The sequence below is a fragment of the Streptomyces sp. CY-1 genome, from assembly GCF_047218265.1.
GTDB classification, from domain to species: domain Bacteria; phylum Actinomycetota; class Actinomycetes; order Streptomycetales; family Streptomycetaceae; genus Streptomyces; species Streptomyces niphimycinicus.
The window spans coordinates 11,458,912-11,477,595 of the sequence record NZ_CP178393.1 but is presented as its reverse complement, the minus strand read 5'-3'; the positions used below and the strand labels follow the sequence as shown (position 1 = coordinate 11,477,595).

At 69.9% G+C, this 18,684-nt stretch carries 18 protein-coding genes; 9 read left to right on the top strand and 9 right to left on the bottom strand.

The window, feature by feature from the left end; all coding sequences use genetic code 11:
- Positions 1-889: 889 nt before the first annotated feature.
- Positions 890-1,342 (bottom strand): hypothetical protein, encoded by a 453-nt coding sequence (locus ACK1X7_RS48280; protein ID WP_413114433.1) that lies wholly within the window; start codon positions 1,340-1,342, stop codon positions 890-892.
- 259 nt (positions 1,343-1,601) lie between these two features.
- Here ACK1X7_RS48280 and ACK1X7_RS48275 point away from each other — a divergent pair, with 259 nt between their 5' ends.
- The 3 genes from ACK1X7_RS48275 to ACK1X7_RS48265 all read left to right on the top strand — a co-directional run bounded on the left by ACK1X7_RS48275 (position 1,602) and on the right by ACK1X7_RS48265 (position 3,792).
- Positions 1,602-1,949, top strand: coding sequence for a hypothetical protein (locus ACK1X7_RS48275; RefSeq protein ID WP_413114434.1), 348 nt, complete (start codon positions 1,602-1,604; stop codon positions 1,947-1,949).
- A 388-nt stretch (positions 1,950-2,337) separates the two neighbouring features.
- Positions 2,338-2,658, top strand: a complete 321-nt coding sequence (locus ACK1X7_RS48270; protein ID WP_031185855.1) for a hypothetical protein — start codon at positions 2,338-2,340, stop codon at positions 2,656-2,658.
- A gap of 9 nt (positions 2,659-2,667) precedes the next feature.
- Entirely contained in the window at positions 2,668-3,792 is a 1,125-nt protein-coding gene (locus ACK1X7_RS48265) for a helix-turn-helix domain-containing protein (RefSeq protein ID WP_413114435.1), read from the top strand.
- 22 nt (positions 3,793-3,814) lie between these two features.
- Here the strand turns inward: ACK1X7_RS48265 and ACK1X7_RS48260 are convergent, their stop codons facing one another.
- The 3 genes from ACK1X7_RS48260 to ACK1X7_RS48250 form a co-directional block, all read right to left on the bottom strand.
- Complete coding sequence (locus ACK1X7_RS48260; RefSeq protein ID WP_413114436.1) at positions 3,815-4,123, bottom strand: hypothetical protein; 309 nt, start codon at positions 4,121-4,123, stop codon at positions 3,815-3,817.
- Between the two features lie 172 nt (positions 4,124-4,295).
- On the bottom strand, positions 4,296-4,526 hold the full coding sequence (locus ACK1X7_RS48255) for a hypothetical protein (protein WP_413114437.1): 231 nt from the start codon (positions 4,524-4,526) through the stop codon (positions 4,296-4,298).
- 73 nt (positions 4,527-4,599) lie between these two features.
- Positions 4,600-5,094 (bottom strand): hypothetical protein, encoded by a 495-nt coding sequence (locus ACK1X7_RS48250; protein ID WP_413114438.1) that lies wholly within the window; start codon positions 5,092-5,094, stop codon positions 4,600-4,602.
- Between the two features lie 719 nt (positions 5,095-5,813).
- On the opposite strand from ACK1X7_RS48250, the gene ACK1X7_RS48245 reads away from it, so the two are divergent.
- A complete protein-coding gene (locus tag ACK1X7_RS48245) occupies positions 5,814-6,926 on the top strand; it encodes a DUF3800 domain-containing protein (protein ID WP_413114439.1) in 1,113 nt (370 codons plus the stop codon).
- Positions 6,927-7,222: 296 nt separating this feature from the next.
- On the opposite strand, the gene ACK1X7_RS48240 is transcribed toward ACK1X7_RS48245, so the two are convergent.
- The 3 genes from ACK1X7_RS48240 to ACK1X7_RS48230 all read right to left on the bottom strand — a co-directional run bounded on the left by ACK1X7_RS48240 (position 7,223) and on the right by ACK1X7_RS48230 (position 11,699).
- Entirely contained in the window at positions 7,223-7,843 is a 621-nt protein-coding gene (locus tag ACK1X7_RS48240; RefSeq protein WP_031185860.1) for a hypothetical protein, read from the bottom strand.
- On the bottom strand, positions 7,844-9,895 hold the full coding sequence (locus tag ACK1X7_RS48235; protein ID WP_413116833.1) for a DnaB-like helicase C-terminal domain-containing protein: 2,052 nt from the start codon (positions 9,893-9,895) through the stop codon (positions 7,844-7,846).
- A gap of 1,294 nt (positions 9,896-11,189) precedes the next feature.
- Entirely contained in the window at positions 11,190-11,699 is a 510-nt protein-coding gene (locus ACK1X7_RS48230; protein WP_413116972.1) for a hypothetical protein, read from the bottom strand.
- A gap of 525 nt (positions 11,700-12,224) precedes the next feature.
- Between ACK1X7_RS48230 and ACK1X7_RS48225 the strand changes: the two genes are divergently transcribed.
- From ACK1X7_RS48225 to ACK1X7_RS48215, 3 genes are all read left to right on the top strand, one after another.
- The gene (locus ACK1X7_RS48225) at positions 12,225-12,599 is read left to right on the top strand and encodes a helix-turn-helix domain-containing protein (protein ID WP_390796162.1); all 375 of its coding nucleotides are present in this window, start codon (positions 12,225-12,227) and stop codon (positions 12,597-12,599) included.
- 73 nt (positions 12,600-12,672) lie between these two features.
- Complete coding sequence (locus tag ACK1X7_RS48220; RefSeq protein ID WP_413116832.1) at positions 12,673-14,046, top strand: DDE-type integrase/transposase/recombinase; 1,374 nt, start codon at positions 12,673-12,675, stop codon at positions 14,044-14,046.
- Between the two features lie 39 nt (positions 14,047-14,085).
- Positions 14,086-14,895, top strand: a complete 810-nt coding sequence (locus ACK1X7_RS48215; protein WP_413116831.1) for an ExeA family protein — start codon at positions 14,086-14,088, stop codon at positions 14,893-14,895.
- A 122-nt stretch (positions 14,896-15,017) separates the two neighbouring features.
- Here the strand turns inward: ACK1X7_RS48215 and ACK1X7_RS48210 are convergent, their stop codons facing one another.
- Entirely contained in the window at positions 15,018-15,320 is a 303-nt protein-coding gene (locus ACK1X7_RS48210; RefSeq protein WP_413116830.1) for a helix-turn-helix domain-containing protein, read from the bottom strand.
- The gene (locus tag ACK1X7_RS48205) at positions 15,320-15,583 is read right to left on the bottom strand and encodes a hypothetical protein (protein WP_362484358.1); all 264 of its coding nucleotides are present in this window, start codon (positions 15,581-15,583) and stop codon (positions 15,320-15,322) included. Before ACK1X7_RS48205 ends, ACK1X7_RS48210 begins: the two co-directional genes overlap by 1 nt.
- 563 nt (positions 15,584-16,146) lie before the next feature.
- On the opposite strand from ACK1X7_RS48205, the gene ACK1X7_RS48200 reads away from it, so the two are divergent.
- Both ACK1X7_RS48200 and ACK1X7_RS48195 read left to right on the top strand, forming a co-directional pair.
- Complete coding sequence (locus tag ACK1X7_RS48200; RefSeq protein ID WP_106428586.1) at positions 16,147-16,680, top strand: hypothetical protein; 534 nt, start codon at positions 16,147-16,149, stop codon at positions 16,678-16,680.
- Positions 16,677-18,647 carry a DEAD/DEAH box helicase family protein gene (locus ACK1X7_RS48195; protein WP_413116829.1) on the top strand — a complete coding sequence of 657 codons (1,971 nt, stop codon included), beginning with the start codon at positions 16,677-16,679 and terminating at the stop codon, positions 18,645-18,647. The genes ACK1X7_RS48200 and ACK1X7_RS48195 overlap by 4 nt, the downstream gene beginning before the upstream one ends.
- Positions 18,648-18,684 lie beyond the last annotated feature (37 nt).

The window sequence follows — 18,684 nt, the reverse complement described above, 5'->3', positions numbered from 1 at the left end:
GCGCGCCGTCTCCTCCGGAGACATGACGCGCCGTCACTACGTGACGGAACGTCGCACCGTCGCTCCGCGACGGTTTTGTAACGCCGCTCCGCGGCGTTACAGGCTGGCTAGGGCCGGCCATGGCCGCCCTCGTCGGTCCGTTACATAATTGGAGTGGCGACATCGGGGCTCTACTGACTCCTTATGCGCTTCTGACCTGCTAATTTAGTCTCTTAGGCTTGACTTGGATTGAAACACCGCCCTCCGGGCGCCCCCTCCTGCATCTGATGTGTACCCATTATGTACCGCTCTCGGGATCGGTACATAATTATGTAACGACTACTCTCCGTGTTCGAGGTGGTGGTCTAGACCTCTTACGAAATTCTTCGCCCTTTTGAGCTGAGAGAAAGGCATATTTCTGGTTCATTCATTCGCGTTGCATCATCTTTTTCTCGTGAAGGGTTGGATATTCTTTACTGATTCCCTCCGGATAGTATTCTCCTAGTGGTCGGCGTGAGAATTACATGACCCTTCGTTACTCATGTCAGCCACGGTGGGCATCACCCGTCAGCGTCACTCAGATGACGAGGGATAACGGGCACTTCCCTGCAGACCATCACACGCGCAGCCGTAACGACGGCCCGGTTCGGCGGACAACCGGCACGCACAGCCGTAACAGCGCCCCCTCCGCCGCTGGGCGCGCGTGAGCGGCTGCTCGCCGTCGTACGACGGTTCAGGCCTGGGCGGCGTCGATGTCGCCGGAGTTGACCAGCACCTCCCTCAACGCCCGTAGCGCGGCGGCGTGTTCGTCTGCGGGCCGGGCTGCGGCGGCGTCCAGGAGGGCGCGGGCGTGGCGTCGTACGGCCGTGTCCTGCCCCGGTCTCGGCGGGGTGGGTGAACAGCTGCGCGGTCAGGAGGAGTGCGTCCTCGCTGTCGGGGTGGCGGGCGGCGCGTTCGGCGACGAGGTCGCGTTCGTCAGGGCCGGGGTGTGCTCGGCGCTCGCCCGCGTCAGGGACAGCCACAGGTCCTCGTCGAGGCCGGTGTCCGCGAAGGCGCCCGCGCCGGCCAGGGCGCCGGACGGCAGGCCGGCCGCGAGCGCTGCGCGCCAGAGGTCGGCCGCCGCGGCCAGTCGTTCGGCGGCGTCGGGGGGAACGGGGCCGTCGGTGCGCGGGGTGCGGGTGGCGATGGCGGCCAGCAGCAGGCCGGCCGCGTCCGCTCCCCCGCTGCCAGTGGCCAACTCGGCCCACAAGACGGCCGGATCGTCCAGAATGGCGGGGTCGGCCAGGAAGGCGGCCGCCGTGTGGGCGGCGGCGCCGGGCGCCGGGCCGGGGGAGGCGTCGCGCAGCGCGGCGAGGAGCAACACCGCGGTGCTCCGGTCGTCGGAGGCCGCGGCGTCGGTGGCGGGGGCCGTCTCGTCGAGGCGTACGACACCGCCGTCGGGCCCGGACCGTGCACGAGCAGCGAGCAGCGAGCAGCAGGACGTCCCGCGTACGAGAGCGCGGCCGGGCGTACGGCGATCCTCGGGCGGGCCGTCCGGGCGCAGATGAACGGCCCTCGGGTGAGGTGAGACAGCGTGCGAGGGTGACGCTGCGCGATGCTCTTGGAAGAGCAGATTCTGAACGATGTATGGGATTTCCCGGTGGCGCCGGACGGCCCCGAACACCGCGCTGAACACCACCGAACAACGCCGAACACCACCGACCGGCCGGACCGTCGTCACCAGCAACGTCGGCCACAACGACGCTCTCCGCGGCAACGCCCTCCTCCTCGACACCCGCCCCGCGGCACAGCGGCCGGTCGAGCAGCTGCGCGACGGCCTCGCCGCAGGCCCGGGGCGCGCGGGAGTCACCGCCGTCGCCCTGGAGGCACGTCAGGCCGGCACCGAGAGCGGCGCCGGCCTGGCGTGGCGGCGGGCGCGGGCCAACGCGCCTGCCGGGAGTCCTGAAGCGGTTCGGGCTTGCGACCAGTAGCCGTCAGGAGGACACCGGCAGCCTCGCCGCCGGTGTCGTGCTGGGACCACCGTCTTGCTGATACGGCCTAGGCCGCAAGCCGGCCGGAACAAACGGTGGGCCGCCAGAGGGGCGGCAGGCACGCAACCCGTCGTCGCCGGGCCGGTTTTGGCGGGTCGGCCGGGCGGCGGATTTCACGGCGGGACGGGGAACACCGGCAGGGCCAGCAAGCCGCACACCAGACAAAAGCCGCACCGGGGCGGGGCGGCGGGATACCGGATCGTGGAAGGCTGTGTGCCGCGCAGCCCGACCAACGGCAGGGCCAACTGCCTTAAGGGCTGCCTCACTTTGCGACCAGTAGCCCCGGCATGCCGTCGGCGGCGCCCGTCAGGATGGAGTCCTGCGCACCATGAGCCTTCCCCCTCTCCCCCACCCGGCCGGGCCCGCCCCGGCCTGCACCTGCGCACCCGCCGCGGAGGCGCCGACGGGCGGCGGCGAACCGGACGGCGCCGCCGGGCGGTTCGGGCCCACCCACGCGCTGATCCTGCTGATCGCCGTCCTCGGGCTCGGCAGCGGCCTGTTCCTCGCCGGCACCGAGCTGGAGACCGTCTTCGCCCTCCTGGGCGGCTGCGGGGCGATCGGCGCGGCCACGCTCACCGCCGCTGGCGGCGGCCGCCGTCTGATGAGCCTCTTCGTCGAGGCCGCCGTGCGCTCCGGCGCGGGCAAGTAGGCGCCGGACATGCCCCGTTCCCCCGCCGTCGGCCCCGACCGCCACTACGCCCGCCTCGCCGAGCACCTCACCGCCCTGCGAGACGCCGCCCGGCTGACCCAGCGCGCCCTGGCCGACGCCGCCAACATCTCGCGCGGCGCCGTCCAGCGCGCCGAGTCCGGCACCGCCCCGCCCACCGCGGCCGTCCTCGACGCCTACCTCCGCACCTGCGGCGCTGGCCCGGCCGACCAGGACAAGGCCCGCCGCCTGTACGCCCTCGGCCGCGCCGCCCAGCGCGGCAAGCTCCGCGCACTCCAGGCGCCGACCCCCGCCTTCGTCCGCGACGAGCGCGACCTCGGCCTCGTCCTGGCCGCGGCGTACGAACGGGCCGGCGCTCCGCCCCTGCGCGACTTCGACCGGCCGGGCCGCGCCCCGGTGCCGCCCACCACCGCCTGGCGGATCGTCAACCGCAAGGCTCTGCCCACCAGCCGCGAGCAGCTGATCACGTTCCTCACCGTGTGCGGCATCCATCCGGCCGCACAGTGCCCGTACCTCGACGCCTACAGCCACGTCACCGCCCAGCGCGGCACCCGCCCCGCACCCCCGCGCACGCAGCTCACACAGCGCGTGATCCGCCGCCCCCACCCGCTCCCCCTCGCCCACGGCGGACCGGACACCGGCGCCCACTACGACGTCGACCGACTCGCCGCAGGCATCAGACCCGCCATCGAAGCCCTCGCCGCACACCTCGCCCGCTACGACGTCACCCGGCTGGCCGCCGGCATCAGACCGGCCATCGAAGCCCTCGCCGCGGACCCCGGCATCCGCAACGCCCCCACCGTCATGGCCACGGGCGTCCAGGTGTTCGCGGACACCCTCGCCGTCATGTACCGCTCGGCCAGCCGGGAAGCACACCGCAACGGCACCACCCCACCCGACTGGCTCACCGCCAGCCGCCTCCTCACCCACGGCACCGGCCCCACCCGGCCCGACACCGACGACCACGGCATCGACCTCATCGCACACGCCCCCGACGGCGGCACGGTCCTCTACGAGACCAAGACCCACCGGCAACGGCCCGGCCCTCCCCCGGCGCTGGCACGCGCCCGCGTCCCGGCACCGCCACCGCCCACGACCGGCACCCACGCCGCCTGACCGCCACAGCAGCGCTCGGCGGTCAAACTTCCGCCCCCCAGTCCGCCAGGCGCTCGCTGTAGTAGGTGCACGTCGGTCCGGCGTCGTCGAAGGCCACGGTCACACAACCGGCCTCGGCGCGGATGTGTGCGGGCTGTTCCTCATAAGCGCTTCGAATGTCCCCCTCGGTCAGCGGGGACTCGGTGCGGACGTCCGCCCGGCTGACGCCGAACACGGTGATGCGGACATACGGGTACTCGATGACAACCTCCAGAAGATCTCCAGCACGGGGCCGGCCGTTGGCCGGGGAGGCTGGTGGTCCGTGAGATTGGCATAACCCTTCGTTACGCATGTCAGCAACGGTGGGCACCACCCCTCAGCGTCAACCACCAGGTCACCACGCCTGCGCCACCAACACTCAGAGGACGAAGGACAATGGGCACTTCCCTGCAGACCATCAGGTTGACGCTGATCGCGACGATCGCGCGGTCCGGGCGGTGGGTCTCTCGCCGTGTGGCGCGTGCTCAGGCGACACGGGGCTGCTCGCCGGCGAGGCCTTCCAAGTGGGCGTCCCGGGCTTCCTCCCACGGCACGCCCGACTCTGCGGCTGGGTAGCCGTTGTCCGCGATCTCCTCCAGCACGGAGGCGAGGACGTCGACCTTCGCGCGCCGGTCGGCCGCGTACGCCCGGACGGACGCGGCGGCATGCTCATCGAGGGGCTGGCAGTCGGGCGTGGGGGCTGACTGCTCGCTCATCCGGGGCTTCCTGGCATGTGCTTCCACGGTATCGCCAGACTTGGCCCCGGAGTGTGCCCGGTAGCGTATGTACTCAGTGCGCAAGCGAGTTCCTACGTGCGGCTTGCGCTGCCGCGACGGCCGCATCGAAGTCCACGTCATAGAAATACTCGCCGTCGCGGAACGTGCCGTCGAGCGCCCCAACGGCATTGAGAGCCTTCTCCTCCCAGTCACGCACCATGGCCTTGACCGGCCGCGAGATCCATCCGCGTACCAGGAAGCATCTGTAGGCGTTGGCCCTGCGCTCGTGGCTCTTCAGATACTTCAACACGGAGTTGTCCGGACTGCTGGGCTTCCGCGTGATCATGCCCAGTTTCAGATCAGGACCAGGGCCCACAAAGCCGAGCAGGTAGAGACGCCCTCCGGGAGCGTCCAGTGGCGCGCCTGCGCGTTCCAGCTCTGCCCACGCCAGTCTCGTCGCCGCTCTCAAATCTTCGAAGTCGACGTCTGGGTGCGGAGCCCACTCGTGAGCTGCGTACGCTGCGGTGACGCGCTGGCGAGCCGCCGACCCCTCTAACTCGTTGACCATGACTCCGGATTATCGAGCCTGGCACTGACAATGAGCCATGACTTCCTTGGCGCCTTGAGATCGCCGCGGCGCGCAGTGTGGCGCGGATACTCGCCATGATCGGCTTCCTGTACGTGATGCACGGGCTGCTGATGCCCGACAACCCCGTCCTCGCCCGCCTGCGGGCGAGGGTCGACGAGTCCGGGTTCGCCCCTGGTCGTCTCCCACCTCGTCCCTCAGGTGGTCAACCCGTCCGGTACCCCCCACGCACTCGTGATGTGTCTGGCCCCCCGAGATCGCCGCGCTCGCCGCCTGGCTGGAGGCGCCGCTTGCCGAACAGGCCGACACCGGACTGGGGCTGCTGCGGCTGCCCGGTGTCTAGGAGGCATCCGGCCGGTGACGGCGGCATAGCCGGGCAGCGGACCGGGACAGTCATGGGGCGGCGTGACAGAGTCCTGGAGGGGCAACCGCACGCCGCCTCAACGCCTGTGCGGTCCGCCCGGCGATCCCGGCGGGGGGAGCGGGTTTGACGCTCTCGCATCGGTCGGTCGACGGCGGGGGTGCTGTCAGCCTGAAGCGGTGATTTTCCAATCGCACCGTCGAAGACGGCCGCGCCCGGCTGGTGAACTCGGCATGCCTGCCTCCTGCTTGTCCACGGCCGGGCCCTGTTCACCGACGGTGCGGCCTGCCCGCCTCGATCCCGGTGCGGGCAGGTTCCGGGCGGCAGGGAGAATGCCGTTGTGTCGCTGACCGGAGAGAAGTACACCCAGCTGAACCAGCCCGAGGCCACCACAGACGGTGAGGATTGTGGGCGGTGGATCGCCTGCGACGAGTCCGGCTGGGATGGTGAGCAACTCGTCGGCCGCCAGCGCCGGTTCATGGTCTACGCCTCCGTCGCCGTCGATGACGTCGAAGCAGCCGCGCTCATACAGCAGCTGCGGGACCAGGCTGGAATCCGGCAGGCCAAGGAACTGAAATTCGACCTGTTCAAGAACCGCACCAATCGGTGGTCGCTGCTGCAGCAGCTATGGGAGCCCGGCGGTGCGCTCCACGACAGGTGCTCGGTGTACGTGGTCGACAAGGAGTACGCGGCAGCAGCGAAAGTGATCGACCTGCTGCTGGAAGAGAAGGAGCACGACGAAGGAGGGAACCTGTACGCCGACGGAAAGGCCCGTGCTCTGGCGCGCACGCTCGCGCTCGAAGGACCGCGGGCTCTGCGTGGCGCCCTGTTCCAGGAGCTGATGTCCGCGTTCGTGACGCTGGCCTCCCGGCGCGGCACGAGCCGGCAGGACGAGGCGCTCGGCGTGTTCGTGGCCGCCCTCGACCAGGCGTGGGCGGCCTCGACGAGGAAAGCGGTCACCGCTCTGTTGGCCAGGCTGCGCGGGACTCGCGACTACGCCGCCACCTTCCACGAGGACCCGGCCGACCCGGTGTTTCCGCAGCTGGAGATGCTCATCCCCGCAGTTGCCCAGACGGCCCGCCGGTGGGAGCGTCGTGTCGGCCGTGTCAGTGTCCTCACCGATGAACAGCAGATGCTCACCGACGACGCCCTGCGGACCGTGCGAGAGTACGCCTGCGCTCCTGTCGGCATGACCCTGCTGACACGGGAACGCGGTGCCGATGTCGCCGGCGTTGTCCGCGGCGACTCTGTCGACCACCCTTCCATCCAGCTCGCCGACCTCCTGGCCGGTGCGGCAGCAGCCGTCACCGAACGTCATGAAGGCAACCCCTCCGACGTGGGCGAGGGCCTGTGGCCCGTCATCACGTCCTTCGTCGAGCAGAGTTCCCTGCTCCCCTACGACGATCCCGCCGCTCAGCTCCGATCGGTCAAGGAGCGGCCTGTGCGCCGCTGAACCGGCATCCGGCCGCGCGGCATCTGGGCCGTCGGCCTGGGGCACAGTGCGGGCCGAGCCCCAGCCGGGCCGGTGGCTCGGGGACGGAGTGGGGTATCCGCTCTGCATGCGGCCTGGCCTGGATGGGAGGCGGCCGGTCGGGCCGACTGCGGGGGCGCCGGGCGGCTGGCCAACCGCTCGTGCCGGGAATGGCTCTCTTCCGGCGGAGGAGTCGGCAACCGCACCCACAGGGCCCGGGAGTCTTTGGGCCGCTGGACGCCTTCTTGAGCCGGTCAGGCAGGCTGCAGGCGGTCGTGTCAGGCGCCGATGCCGATGTAGGAGACGTAGGTGTAGGCGCCCCAGTCGGAGTCGAGTTCGGCGATGATGTCGTCCCAGAGGTCTTCCATGGTGTCCAGGTCGCTGGCGACGAGGGCGTCGACGGCGTCGTCCCAGATGTAGCGGACCTGCCGGTGCTGGATCCTCAGGTTGTCGCGGCGGCGTGGCTCGTCGACGGCTGCTTGGTTGACGGGGTGGATCTCGATGCGGGTTCCGCGGCCGCCTCGGTTGAGGTGCTGCTTGAGGGCGCCGGGGTTGGCGAGCACGTTGTGGGCGCGGAGGTTCCAGTAGGCGGTGTCGATCGCTTCGAGGTTGGCGGGGCGCGGGCGTTGGGTGCCGCGGGTCCAGGCGCGGATCGTTGTGGGGGTGGCGTGGATGCCGGCGTCGGCCAGGGCTTGGGGGCCGCCTTTGGTGGTGGTGAGGTAGCGCATGCGGGCTTTCAGGCCGCGGCGTGTGCCGACGGGGGATTTGATTCCGCCGTCGATGATCATGCGTTCGAGGGCGTCTTCGAGGGCGCGGGCGAGGGCGATTTTGCCGTGGACGTTTCCGGGGTCGCGGTCTGCGCCGTAGTTGCCGAAGTTTTTCCATCCGTCGGTCGACATCTATCGGGCGCTCTTCCTTGGCAGGGTGTACTGGTCTTTTTGTTTCATCTGGGTGGTGAGGCGGCCTTCGGTGAATACGGTGCGCCAGTCGCCGGCTACGTGGAGTTCGTCGGTGCCGCGGACGCGGACGACGGTCAGGCCATTGCTGTGGGCCCGGTGGGATTTGTACCAGAGGTTGGCGAATGCCTGGGAGCGAATGATGTGCATCCAGTCGGGTCGGCGGATGTCGCGGTTGACGCTTGATTCTCCGATGGTGGAGGTGAATTTCGAGTACATGGCTTTGATGTATTCGACGGTCACCGTGTCGTCGGTTTCGAGGGCGCTGGTGCGGGCCTCGGTCAGGACTCGGCGGAATTTTTCCAGGAGGCCTTCGCTGGCGCCGGAGGTCCAGCATTCGGTGATGTGCGGGGCCTCGCACAGGCCGAGACGGGCGCAGCGGATGAGGAGGCGGATGGTGGCGTCGTCGAGGAGGACAGGGCCGTCTTCGCGGCGGTTGCCGATGGGGTCGGGCAGGGCGGGGTGGTGCCAGGTGGGGCGGGTGGGGAGGCGGTAGATGCCGGAGCGTTTGGGGTCGAAGCCCCCGTGGGGGTCGTGGATCAGGGCGCCGATGGGCAGGTGGGTCTTGAAGGCGGACAGGAAGCTGGCGTTGGTGTCGAGGGCATTGACGGTGATCGGGGGGTGGGTGCCGTTTTGGAGGGCGTCCATGAGGTGGGTGTTGGCCCAGTTGTGGCGGCCTTCCCAGATTTCGTCGGCGCCGTCCTTAGTTTTCTTCCGGAGGAATTCGAGGGTTTCCGGGTAGACGGTGTGTTCGTAGTTTCCGCCGACGCGGGTTGCTTCGAACAGGGCCATGGCGTTCGGTACGGCCTTTTTCACCAGGGCTTCGGTTGCGGCGGTGATGTCGCCGTCGTGGTCGTGGAGGGCTTCGTCGACGGCGCGGGTGATCATGCCGGTGAAGTAGCTGTAGTCCCGGTTGGCGTAGCCGCCTTGGGGCGGGGGTGAGGCGGTGGTGCGGCGGGGCGAGGGCCTGGGCGGGGCGGCGGCGGTGTGGGCCTTCGGGGCGGGCCGGGTGGGCGTGGGGGCCGAGGGCGGGCTGGTGGGGGCTTGGGCAGGCGTCTGCGGGGTCTGTGCGGGGGTGGGTGGGGTCGCGGCCAGGGGGGCTGTCTGTGGTGCCGAGGTGGGGGTGGTGGGGCTGGCGTAGGGGTGGGTGGGGTCGGTGATGCGGGCGTGGGCGAGGTCGGCGTGGAGGGTGAGGGTGGCCTGCGGGCCGAGGTCGCGCTCGGTGACGGTGGCGTGGATCTGGTCGGCGTCGCGGGCCAGGGTGATGGTGATGTCGAGGCTGAGCGCGGCGATTAGCTGGGGGTCGTCGGTGTCGATGGCGGCGAGGACGGGGAGTTCGTGGGTGCGGGCCAGGTGGGCGAGGGCCTGGGCGGCGTCGGTGATCTGGGACGGGCCGGACAGCGGCAGCCGGGGGTCCTCGGTGGTCTGTAGGCGGTCGACCACGACGAGGGCCAGGCCCGGCAGGTCTGGGACGCTTTCGGCAATTGCATCGGTGGTCAGGTCGGTGCCGTCGTCGATGTAGAGCGGGGCTTGGGCCAGGTGGTGGTGGAGGGCCGCAGCGTCGTCCTGTTCGGTGGGGGTGAGGCGGCCCGCTCGCAGGCGGCGGTAGTCGACGGGCAGGTGCGCGGCGACGATGCGTGCGGCGATGTCGGTCCGGGTGAGTCCGGAGGCGGCATACAGAACGGGTTGGTGCTGGTCGAGGGCGCTGGTACGGGCGGCGGCGGTGGCGATCAGGCTGGATCCGGCGCCCGGGGCAGCGGCGACGAGATAGAAGCGGCCGGGCTGGAGACCGCCAAGGACGTCGTCCAGGGCGCGGATGCCGGTCGACAGGCCCATCAGGGCGGTGGGTGTGGTGGCGTCACCGGTGGGAGCGGTGGTCGGCAGGACGGTGTCCAGGGCTTGCGCGAGTGCGGCCAGGCGCCGCGGGGTGCGCGGCGCAGTGATGGCTGGGGGGCCACCGGTCGGCGTGGTGGTCTCGTGACCGGTATCGGGCATCGCGGGAGCGGGGGCCGACGGGCTCGGCTCGGACGGGGGCCAGGGGGGTACGGGGAGAGCGGTCGGCGGTGTGACCGGGTGCTGGAGTGCGGGAGCGGCCGGCGAGTTGGCGGGGGCGGTCAGTGTGGCTGGAGCGGTGTCGGGTGAGTTGGGGGGCGTATGGGCAGGTGCAGGCGTGTCGTGGGCTGTCGGCGCCGGTTCCGGATGCGGTGCCGAAGACGTGGTGGGGGCAATGGCCGCTTTGGCAGGGGTAGTTGTCGGCGCGGGTGCGAGGTCTTTGGCGGCCTCGACTTCGGCTGCTGTGGTCGGGAGGGGGTTTTGGACTGCTTGCTGGCCCTCAGGGGGTGTTGCGGCGGAGTCTGGGGCTGCCGTTGCAGTCGAAGCCACGGTGTCGGGTGCGGGCTCGGCTTGAAGTGCGGGCGGCATGGGAGTGCCGTCCGCGGCTGCGGCGAGCAGGACGGCGACGGGGGTCTTGTGGCGGCGCAGTACCTGGGGGTGGCCCTCGGCGCTGTACTGGATCAGGTCTCCGAGCTTTTTGCGGGCGTCCGCGAAGCTGTGGGTCGGGGCTTGGGTGAGGTTCCAGCCCAGCTTGGCTGCGTGGGCGGGGGTGGTAAGCAGTGCGTGGTGCGGGCCGCGCGTCAGGGGCGTGGGTTGCCCTTGGATAGCTGCGTCGATCAACTGTTTGAGTGCGTTGCGGGCCCCGTGCAGCGTCGCCGGGCGGGTGCGCGCCATGGCGTGTGGTGTTTCCGCGTCAGGGGCGGTGGAGGTTGTTCCCGGGTCCTCCACCATGCCTTCAACTGGCTCGGGAGTGTTCTCGCCGTGTCGGCGGTCGGCGTCTTCGGGGTAGCTCAGGGGCCAGTGGCCCGCCCAGCGCGGAGCGGGGTCGGACGGTTCCGTCGAGGCTGCGGGCGGAGCAGCGGGGGCGGAGTTGTCCGGCATGGCAGCGCCGGAAGACGCCTCACCGGCAGTGCGGGATGAATGCGAGGAGGACATTCCGGGACTCCAAGAACAGACGCGGCAAGGGTTGCGAGGGGCAGGTCGGGCAGTCGGCTCGGGAGCGGCCGCCAGCGGATGCGGAACGACCGGACGCCAAAAAATGTAACGCTGCTGCCCAGTCTAGCTGACGGTACATAATATTCAGTGGAATTATGTACCGCCGGGGTGGGAGTCGTGGGTGATCACGGAACTGGTCCTGCTCAGGAGGATGGGAGGTGGCGATGGGCGGAAACGGTAAGCCGGCTGTCAGACGTGATCGGCGACCTGTCCTGTGGGGTGGCGCGCTCTACCAAAGCCTTCAGCTGGGTTCGAAGGCGGCCTGCTCAGCGGCCCGCGCTTGTCTCTGTGCCTCGTCCTCCGGCTCGTCGCAGTCCTCGTACAGCCAGTCGTCCGAGGTCTGCTGCTGGAACGCCCTCTCGCGCATCCGCTCCTCGTAGTCCTCGTACGTCTCGTCCGGATGGATCTGTCCGGTGCGTCGTTTGATCTCCTCGTCGCGCTCGCGGCGTTCGAGGTACTCCTGCACGGCCGGGTCGGCGTCCGCGCACGCGTACCCTCTGCCTCGCCGGGTCGGCTCGGGCGGTCGCCGGCGGTCCTCGACGCGATCGAGGACCGCGTGCCACTGGGCGGCGTCCACGACGCTCACGTCGAAGGCTTTCAGGAGCGCGGACAGCTGCTCTCGGCTGGGCAGGACCTTCCCGTTGAGGATCAGGTGGGCTGTCGAACGCGATACACGGTGCCCGTCGGCTTTGGTCGCCTTTTCGATGGCACTGTAAGAGGGCCGGCCGGCCCTCAGGCGCAGTCGCGTCAGTTCCTGGCCCAGGGAGGCGGGGGTGCGGACTTGCCGGGTCCGTCGGCCGCGGCCGGCCAGGTGCGGGCGGGGCCTTCTCGATCGCGGCTGCCTTCCACAGGCTGTTAGGCGTCATTGGAAATGCCTACAAGTGCGGCAGTTTGGGCAGTTTGGTGCCGACAAGATCGGTAAGCATGCCTGCCGACGTATAGGTGCAGATTTGGGGCGGCACCTTGCCGACGACGGGCATGCGAAAGGCCCTCCCGGTATCTCTTGGCCGAGCGCCGGGAGGGCCGTGTAGCGCGCGGAGGCGCTGTGCTCACGGTAGAGGCCGACCCGGCGCGGGTCGAAATGCGTTTGGCTGCGGGCGAGTTGGTCTGTCCGGCGTGTGAGGGGCTGTTGACCCGGTGGGGCTGGGCACGTTCGCGTGTACTGCGGGACGCGGCGGGCGGTCTGGTGGTGGTGCGTCCGCGACGGACCAGATGTGTCAGCTGTGGCGTCTCGCATGTGCTCCTTCCGGTGTTCGCGCTGGTCAGGCGGGCGGATATGGCAGAGGTGATCGGGGCGGCCCTGGCGGCGAAAGCGGCCGGGGCCGGGGTCCGGGTGATCGCTGAACGGCTGGGCCGGCCGGTGGAGACGGTGCGCGGGTGGCTGCGCCGGTTTGCTGCCCGGGCCGAGGTGGTGCGGCGGTATTTCACGGTGTTGCTCGTGGACGCCGGGGTTGACCCGGCACCGCCCGGGACGGGGCGGACCCTCTTCGCGGACGCGGTCGCCGCGGTGGTTGGAGCCTGGTGGTCGATGACGTCGCGGTGGCCGGGCGTCAGCACGGTGTCGCCCTGGCTGACGGCCTGCGCGGTGACCGGCGGCATACTGCTGGCCCCCGCCTGGCCAGCGGAAACGATCAACACGAGCCGCCCCTGACGCCACGCCGGTCAGTCCTGTCAACCTCTGCGCGTGCGTCTGTCGACGCCATGATCGAGAGGCTGGTGGGCGGGTGGCAGGACAGGAAGACCAGACGCGACTGGAACGGGCCCAGGCAATCGGGCTGTTCCGATACATGCTGATCCGGGAGGCGGCGGACCCGACCTTGTCGCGCCGTCAGCGCGGCGCGCTGGTGCGGGATCTGGCAGCAGTCACCCATGTCGATCCGGATGGCCGGACCGTGCGGATCACCCGGTGGACGCTGGACCGCTGGATCACGGACTGGCGCCGGGGCGGCTTCGATGCCCTGGTGCCCTCACCCCGCCAGTCCCGGCCTCGCACCCCACCGGAGGTGATGGAGCTGGCCGCCTCGCTGAAGAAGGAGAACCCGACGCGGTCGGCCGCACAGATCCGCCGGATCATGGCCGCCCAGCTGGGCTGGGCGCCGGACGAACGCACCATCCAGCGGATGATTGTCCGCGAGGGCCTGAACGCACTCCAGGCTCCGGCCTCGCCCGCGGTCTTCGGCCGGTTCGAAGCCGACGGTCCCAACGAACTCTGGACCGGGGACGCCCTGCACGGGCCGATCGTCGAGGGCCGGAAAACGTATCTGTTCGCGTTCATCGACGACCACTCGCGGGCCGTGGTTGGCCACCGGTGGGGCTTCTCGGAGGACACGGTCCGGCTGGCCGCCGCCCTGCGGCCAGCCCTCGCCTCCCGTGGTGTCCCGCGCCTGGTCTACGTCGACAACGGCAGCGCGTTCGTGGACTCGTGGCTGCTGCGAGCCTGCGCGAAACTCGGCATCAAGCTGGTCCATTCCACTCCCGGCAGACCGCAGGGCAGGGGCAAGATCGAGCGGTTCTTCCGCACGGTGAACAGTGAGTTCGTTGTCGAGATCGCTTCCGGTGACGGACGGCCCGGACGGCAGATCACCAGCCTGCTGGAGATGAACCGGCTGTTCACCGCCTGGGTCGAGAATGTCTACCACCGCCGCGTGCACACCGAGACCGGAGCCGCCCCGCTCGGCCGGTGGATGACCGGCGGCCCCTTCCCTGTCCCCGCACCGGCCGACCTGGCCGAAGCCTTCCGCTGGTCCGAATACCGCACCGTGTCCCAGACCGCGCTGGTCTCCCTGCACGGCAACCGCTACCAGGTCGACCCGCTCCTGTCCGGCCAGCGCGTCGAGCTGGTCTTCGACCCCTTCGACCTGTCCTTCCTCCGGGTCCGGGCGAACGGTCAGGACGCCGGGACCGCGCTGCCCCACCAGATCAGCCACCACTCCCATCCGAAAGCACGTCCGGAAACCCCGGCCGAGCTGCCCCGCCCGACCACGGGAATCGACTACCTCGGTCTCATCGACGCCGCCCACACCCGCACGCTCGCCGACAAGGTCAACTACGCGGCCTTCGCCACCGAACCCGACCCGGAATCCCGGCCCGAGCAGTGACTGAACCAGGCCACCGATCCTCTGAGCAGGAGAAACAGCGTGATTGAGAAGCTCCAGGCCCACTACGGGTTCAACCGCATGCCCTTCGGCCGCGACCTCGCCCCCGGCATGCTCCACCGCCACGCATCCCACAACGAAGCCGTCGCCCGCATCGGCTGGTGCATCGCCGAACGCTCAATCGGCGTGGTCACCGGCGAGGTCGGCGCGGGCAAAACCGTCTCCGTCCGCACCGTCCTGCACAGCCTCGACCCGTCAAAACACACCGTGATCTACCTGCCCAACCCGATGGTCGGCGTCCGCGGCATCCACGAAGCGATCGTCTCCGCGTTCGGCCAGCAGCCCGCCCATCTCGGATCCCGGCTCACCGCACAGACCGGCCACGCGCTCACCGCCGAACGCGAGGAACGCGGACGCACCCCGGTCCTGGTCCTGGACGAAGCCCACCTGCTCAACTACGAACAACTCGAAGCCGTCCGCATGCTCACCAACACCGCGATGGACCAGGACTCGCCCCTGTCCTGCCTGCTCGTGGGCCAGCCCACCCTCCGCCGCACGATGAAACTCGCCGTCCTCGCGGCCCTCGAACAGCGCACCGCACTGCGTTACACCATGCCAGGCATGACCTCGACCGAGACCGTCAGCTACATCAAGCACCACCTCGGACTCGCCGGCCGGGCCGACCAGCTGTTCACCGAGGACGCCATCACCCTCATCCACACCACCGCCCGCGGTTTCCCCCGCGCGGTCAACAACCTCTGCCTGCAATCCCTCGTCGCCACATTCGCCGGCGGCAAGTCCATCGTCGACGAGAAAGCCGCCCAGTCCGCCGTCACCGAAATCCTCGACTGAACCAACCGACACCTTGCCGACCAAACCGGCACCTCCCCGACAACCGCCCCGCTGGGACCACCCCAGCGGGGCGTCCACATGCTCACTCATCGGCATCTTCAATGCCGCAACCGTCGGCATCTTCAGCGTCGCCCAACACACAGGCTCAGGGCTGTCGCTTCTCGCCTCTGCGTGGAGTGGCTGCCGGGGTCGCCGGCAGCGCGGGCGTAGGCGAGGACGGTCTCGAGCGGGGGCAGGTGGGTGCCGCGGGCGGCCTGGCTGAGGGTGGAGGCTCCGCGGTACCCGGGCGCGTTCGGTGGGCCGGTGCGCTCGGACAGGGTGGCGTAGGTGGTACGGGTGTCGTCCTTGAGCTGGCGCAGGTAGGCGGCCAGGGTCCGCAGCCGGGGGCTGGTGGCGGCGGCGACAGGTTTGGTGGGGCGGCCCATCACCGGCTGCGGCGGCGGGAGGGCTCGGCGACGTTGCTGGAGCGGCGGCCGGTGATCAGGTCGGTCACTGCGGCGGCCACCACGACCAGCGCGGCAGGGACGGGCCGGTTGCCGGCGGCCAGTCCGGCCGATGCCAGGACGACCACGACGATGACCACGACCTCGGGGATGCCCAGCCGACTGGGCTGGGTGCGGGCAGGGAGGTGGCTGGCGCAGAACGCCGGCGGCTCGGGGCTGGCGGCGGGCAGGGGAAGGGCGGACATGAGCAGCTCCAGGAAGGTAGGGGTGAGGCACCCAACCCGGGTGATTCGGGAAGGGATTGGTGCGAGGCGTATCCCGCCGTCGATGCCTCAAGGTTCCCTCGCCGACGCTCTCAAGGCCAGCCTGATCGGCGCCCGTTCAGGCTGACGTGTTCACCGTCGTGAAACGCAGGTACGTCGTTCGTCCCTGCTCAGACCACCTGGAAAATCGGGTTGACCCGAAACCGTCCAGGGCCTGCATCGTCCCCTGGTACAGCTGGCCGAGAGGCTTGTGAAGCGAAACTCCCGACTCCGGACACGAGGTCGGGTGGGCGACAAGGACCTCTGGTTCCCGCTCTTCGACCGGCGGCAGTCGGCCGAGGTGGGTGACGGAGAGCGGAGTACATATCCGCTTTCGGGGTGCACAGAGTGTGTGGCTGCGACAATGAAGTACCGCAGGGGGCGGTTGGGGCGACTTCGCTGTAGGTGAGGGTGCAGGCCTCTTTGTGTGAAGGGGGAACATGGGGGCGTGGTTTGAGCGCATGGCGGCTGTCCCTGGCCTTGCCTTTGCCGGGAGCCCGGGTGTCATGCGGGAGGCGCTGCCGGGCGCAGGGGTTCGTCCGGACGAGTCGTACGGCTCGCCGATGTGGCCGACCGCCGAGGGGAGTACGTCTGCGACACCGGCCAGCCGGCATGTGCCGTTCGACGCGCGCGGCGCTGAGCTGATCGCCCGTGTCTGGGAGGCGCTGGAGCTTCCGGGCTCGGCCAGGGACTACCACTTTGTTCTGCAGAGCGCGGTCGATCGGCTGTGGAGTACACGTCGTGCGGAGCCTGGGGCCCTCGCCGCGCTTGAGGTGTTCGCCCTGCTGGACTTGGAGTTGATGGAAGCAACCCCGCACGCGGTGTCCTTCGACACCACTGATGCACCGGCGGCGTTTGTGCGGGTGTCCTCGGTGCCACGGTTGATCGGCCTGCTGGAGCGCGAGGGCGCCTTCACGGAAGCACTTGAGCTGGCGCGGCGGTTGGCCCGTTTCGGGCAGGGCGAGGATGTGGCGGCCCGGCTGTCGGAGAAAGCCCAGGCGCTGGTTGCCGAGGCTGCGGCACAGGGTGGATCGTCATGAGTGCGGGTTTGGAGCGACTGATCCCGGCTGCCTCCTACTTGGAGGAGGCGTTCTTGCGGTGGGTGCTCACGCCGGCCGTCGATGCGTCGATCGTTGCGCGGGTGCACAGTCAGCACCCGGTCACCGTCAACGAGCGCACTTACCGGCTGGACTACCTGATCGCGGGTGAGACACTGCAGTTGGCCGTCGAGCTCGACGGGTTCGCCTTCCACAGTGACCGGGCCGCGTTCACCTACGACCGGCTGCGACAGAACGATCTGGCCGCGACCGGCCTGACCGTTCTGCGGTTCTCCTACGACGCGGTGCGTACGGACACGGCGCGCTGCGTGGCCCAGTTGCAGGCGATGCTGAGGCAGGATCCGCTCCTGGCGGCGCTGGTGACTACCGTGCCGCGTATCGAGATCCCGGACATGGCTGGCGATCCGATGCGGGCGGCCGATCCGCCTGGCGGTGCCGAACTGCCCTCAGGCGGGGCGTACTTCGCCGGTGTACAGGCCAGGGTGGACCGGGCGCCGTTGCGGGCGTGCCAGGACGAGGCATTGGCCGCGTTGGCGAACTACTACGCCTCCGGCGGCCGGCATGCGGCTGCGGTGATGGCGGTGGGGTCGGGCAAGACGGCCCTGGGGGTGGCGGCCGCGTTGTCGTTCAGCCGACGGCGGGCGCTGGTGGTGACCCCGGGCTCGGTCATCCGCGGCACCTTCGCCAAGGCCCTCGATCCGGGGATGCCGGGCAACGTCCTGTACGGGCTGGCGGGCGGGCCACTGCTGCCCGGTGCCCGTCCGCCGACCACGCTCGTCCTGGACGCGGACGACGGGCAGATCAGCCAGGTCAGCCGTGAGCGGCTTCTGGACGCGGACATCCTGGTCACCAACTTCCATGCGCTGGGCACGGGCGACAGTGACGGGGACCTGCTGGCCAAGCTGGAGACGGAGGACATCGACTTCATCGTCGTCGACGAGGCGCACATCGCGGCCAGCGCCTCCTACCAGCGGCTGTTCGCCCACTTCCAGGGTGCGCGCACCCTGCTGATGTCGGCGTGCTTCCAGCGTTTGGACGGCAAGCCAATCGACGCCGATGTCGTCTACCGCTACCGGCTGGTGGACTCCGTCGCGGACGGGTCGGCGAAGAACCTGCGGGTGCACCGGTTCGCTCCCGAGGTGGCGTCGACGGTGTATGAGGCGGTGTGGCCGGACGGGCGGCGCGAGCAGATCGTGGGCCGTGATGCTTTGCTGGCCACGCTGGGCGACGAGCGGAAGATGGCACGCATCACCGCACAGTCCGAGGCGCCGATCCGCCAGGTGATGGCCGTGACGCGGGCGTGTCTGGATGCGCAGGCCAAGCTGCTGGCGCCCGTCAAGCCGAGGGTGCTGTTCGCGGCGATGGGCCAGGCGCATGCTGAACAGATCGCGCGGATCGCCGAGGAGTACGGGATCCCCAGTGCCACGCTGCACCACAGCATGCCCGCCTCCGCGATCGCCTCCACCCGGCGGCGCTTCGAGTCCGACGCCGGGGATCTGCAGGGCATCGTGCAGTTGCGGATGCTCGGCCAGGGCTACGACTTCCCGCCCATCACCGTGGTCGTGCCGCTGCGCCCCTATGGCAGCTTCGGCGAGTTCTACCAGTTCGTCGGCCGCGGTGTCCGCGTCATGCGCCAGACCGCGGTGGCTGCCGACCAGCAGTACATGGACGTGGTCTGCCATGCCGAACTCGGCCTGGAGGAGCATCTGGAGGCCATGTGCGCGGACAACGACATGGACCCCGCTGTGCTCCTGGATGTCCCGCTGATCGACGCCACCGCCATGGAAGGGGATCTCCCCGGCCCCGGCGGCGCCGCGGGGGGGGGGCCGGTGGGGGCCTGGGCGGGGTGGACGCGTTCGTGCTGTACGAGCGCGGACGCGTCGAGCAGCGCGTGGTGCACGAGCTGGACCGGGTGGAGGCCCGAAGAACGGAGCGGGAGATGCAGCTGATGGCCCAGCGCTACGCCGTCTATGCGCAGAACACCGC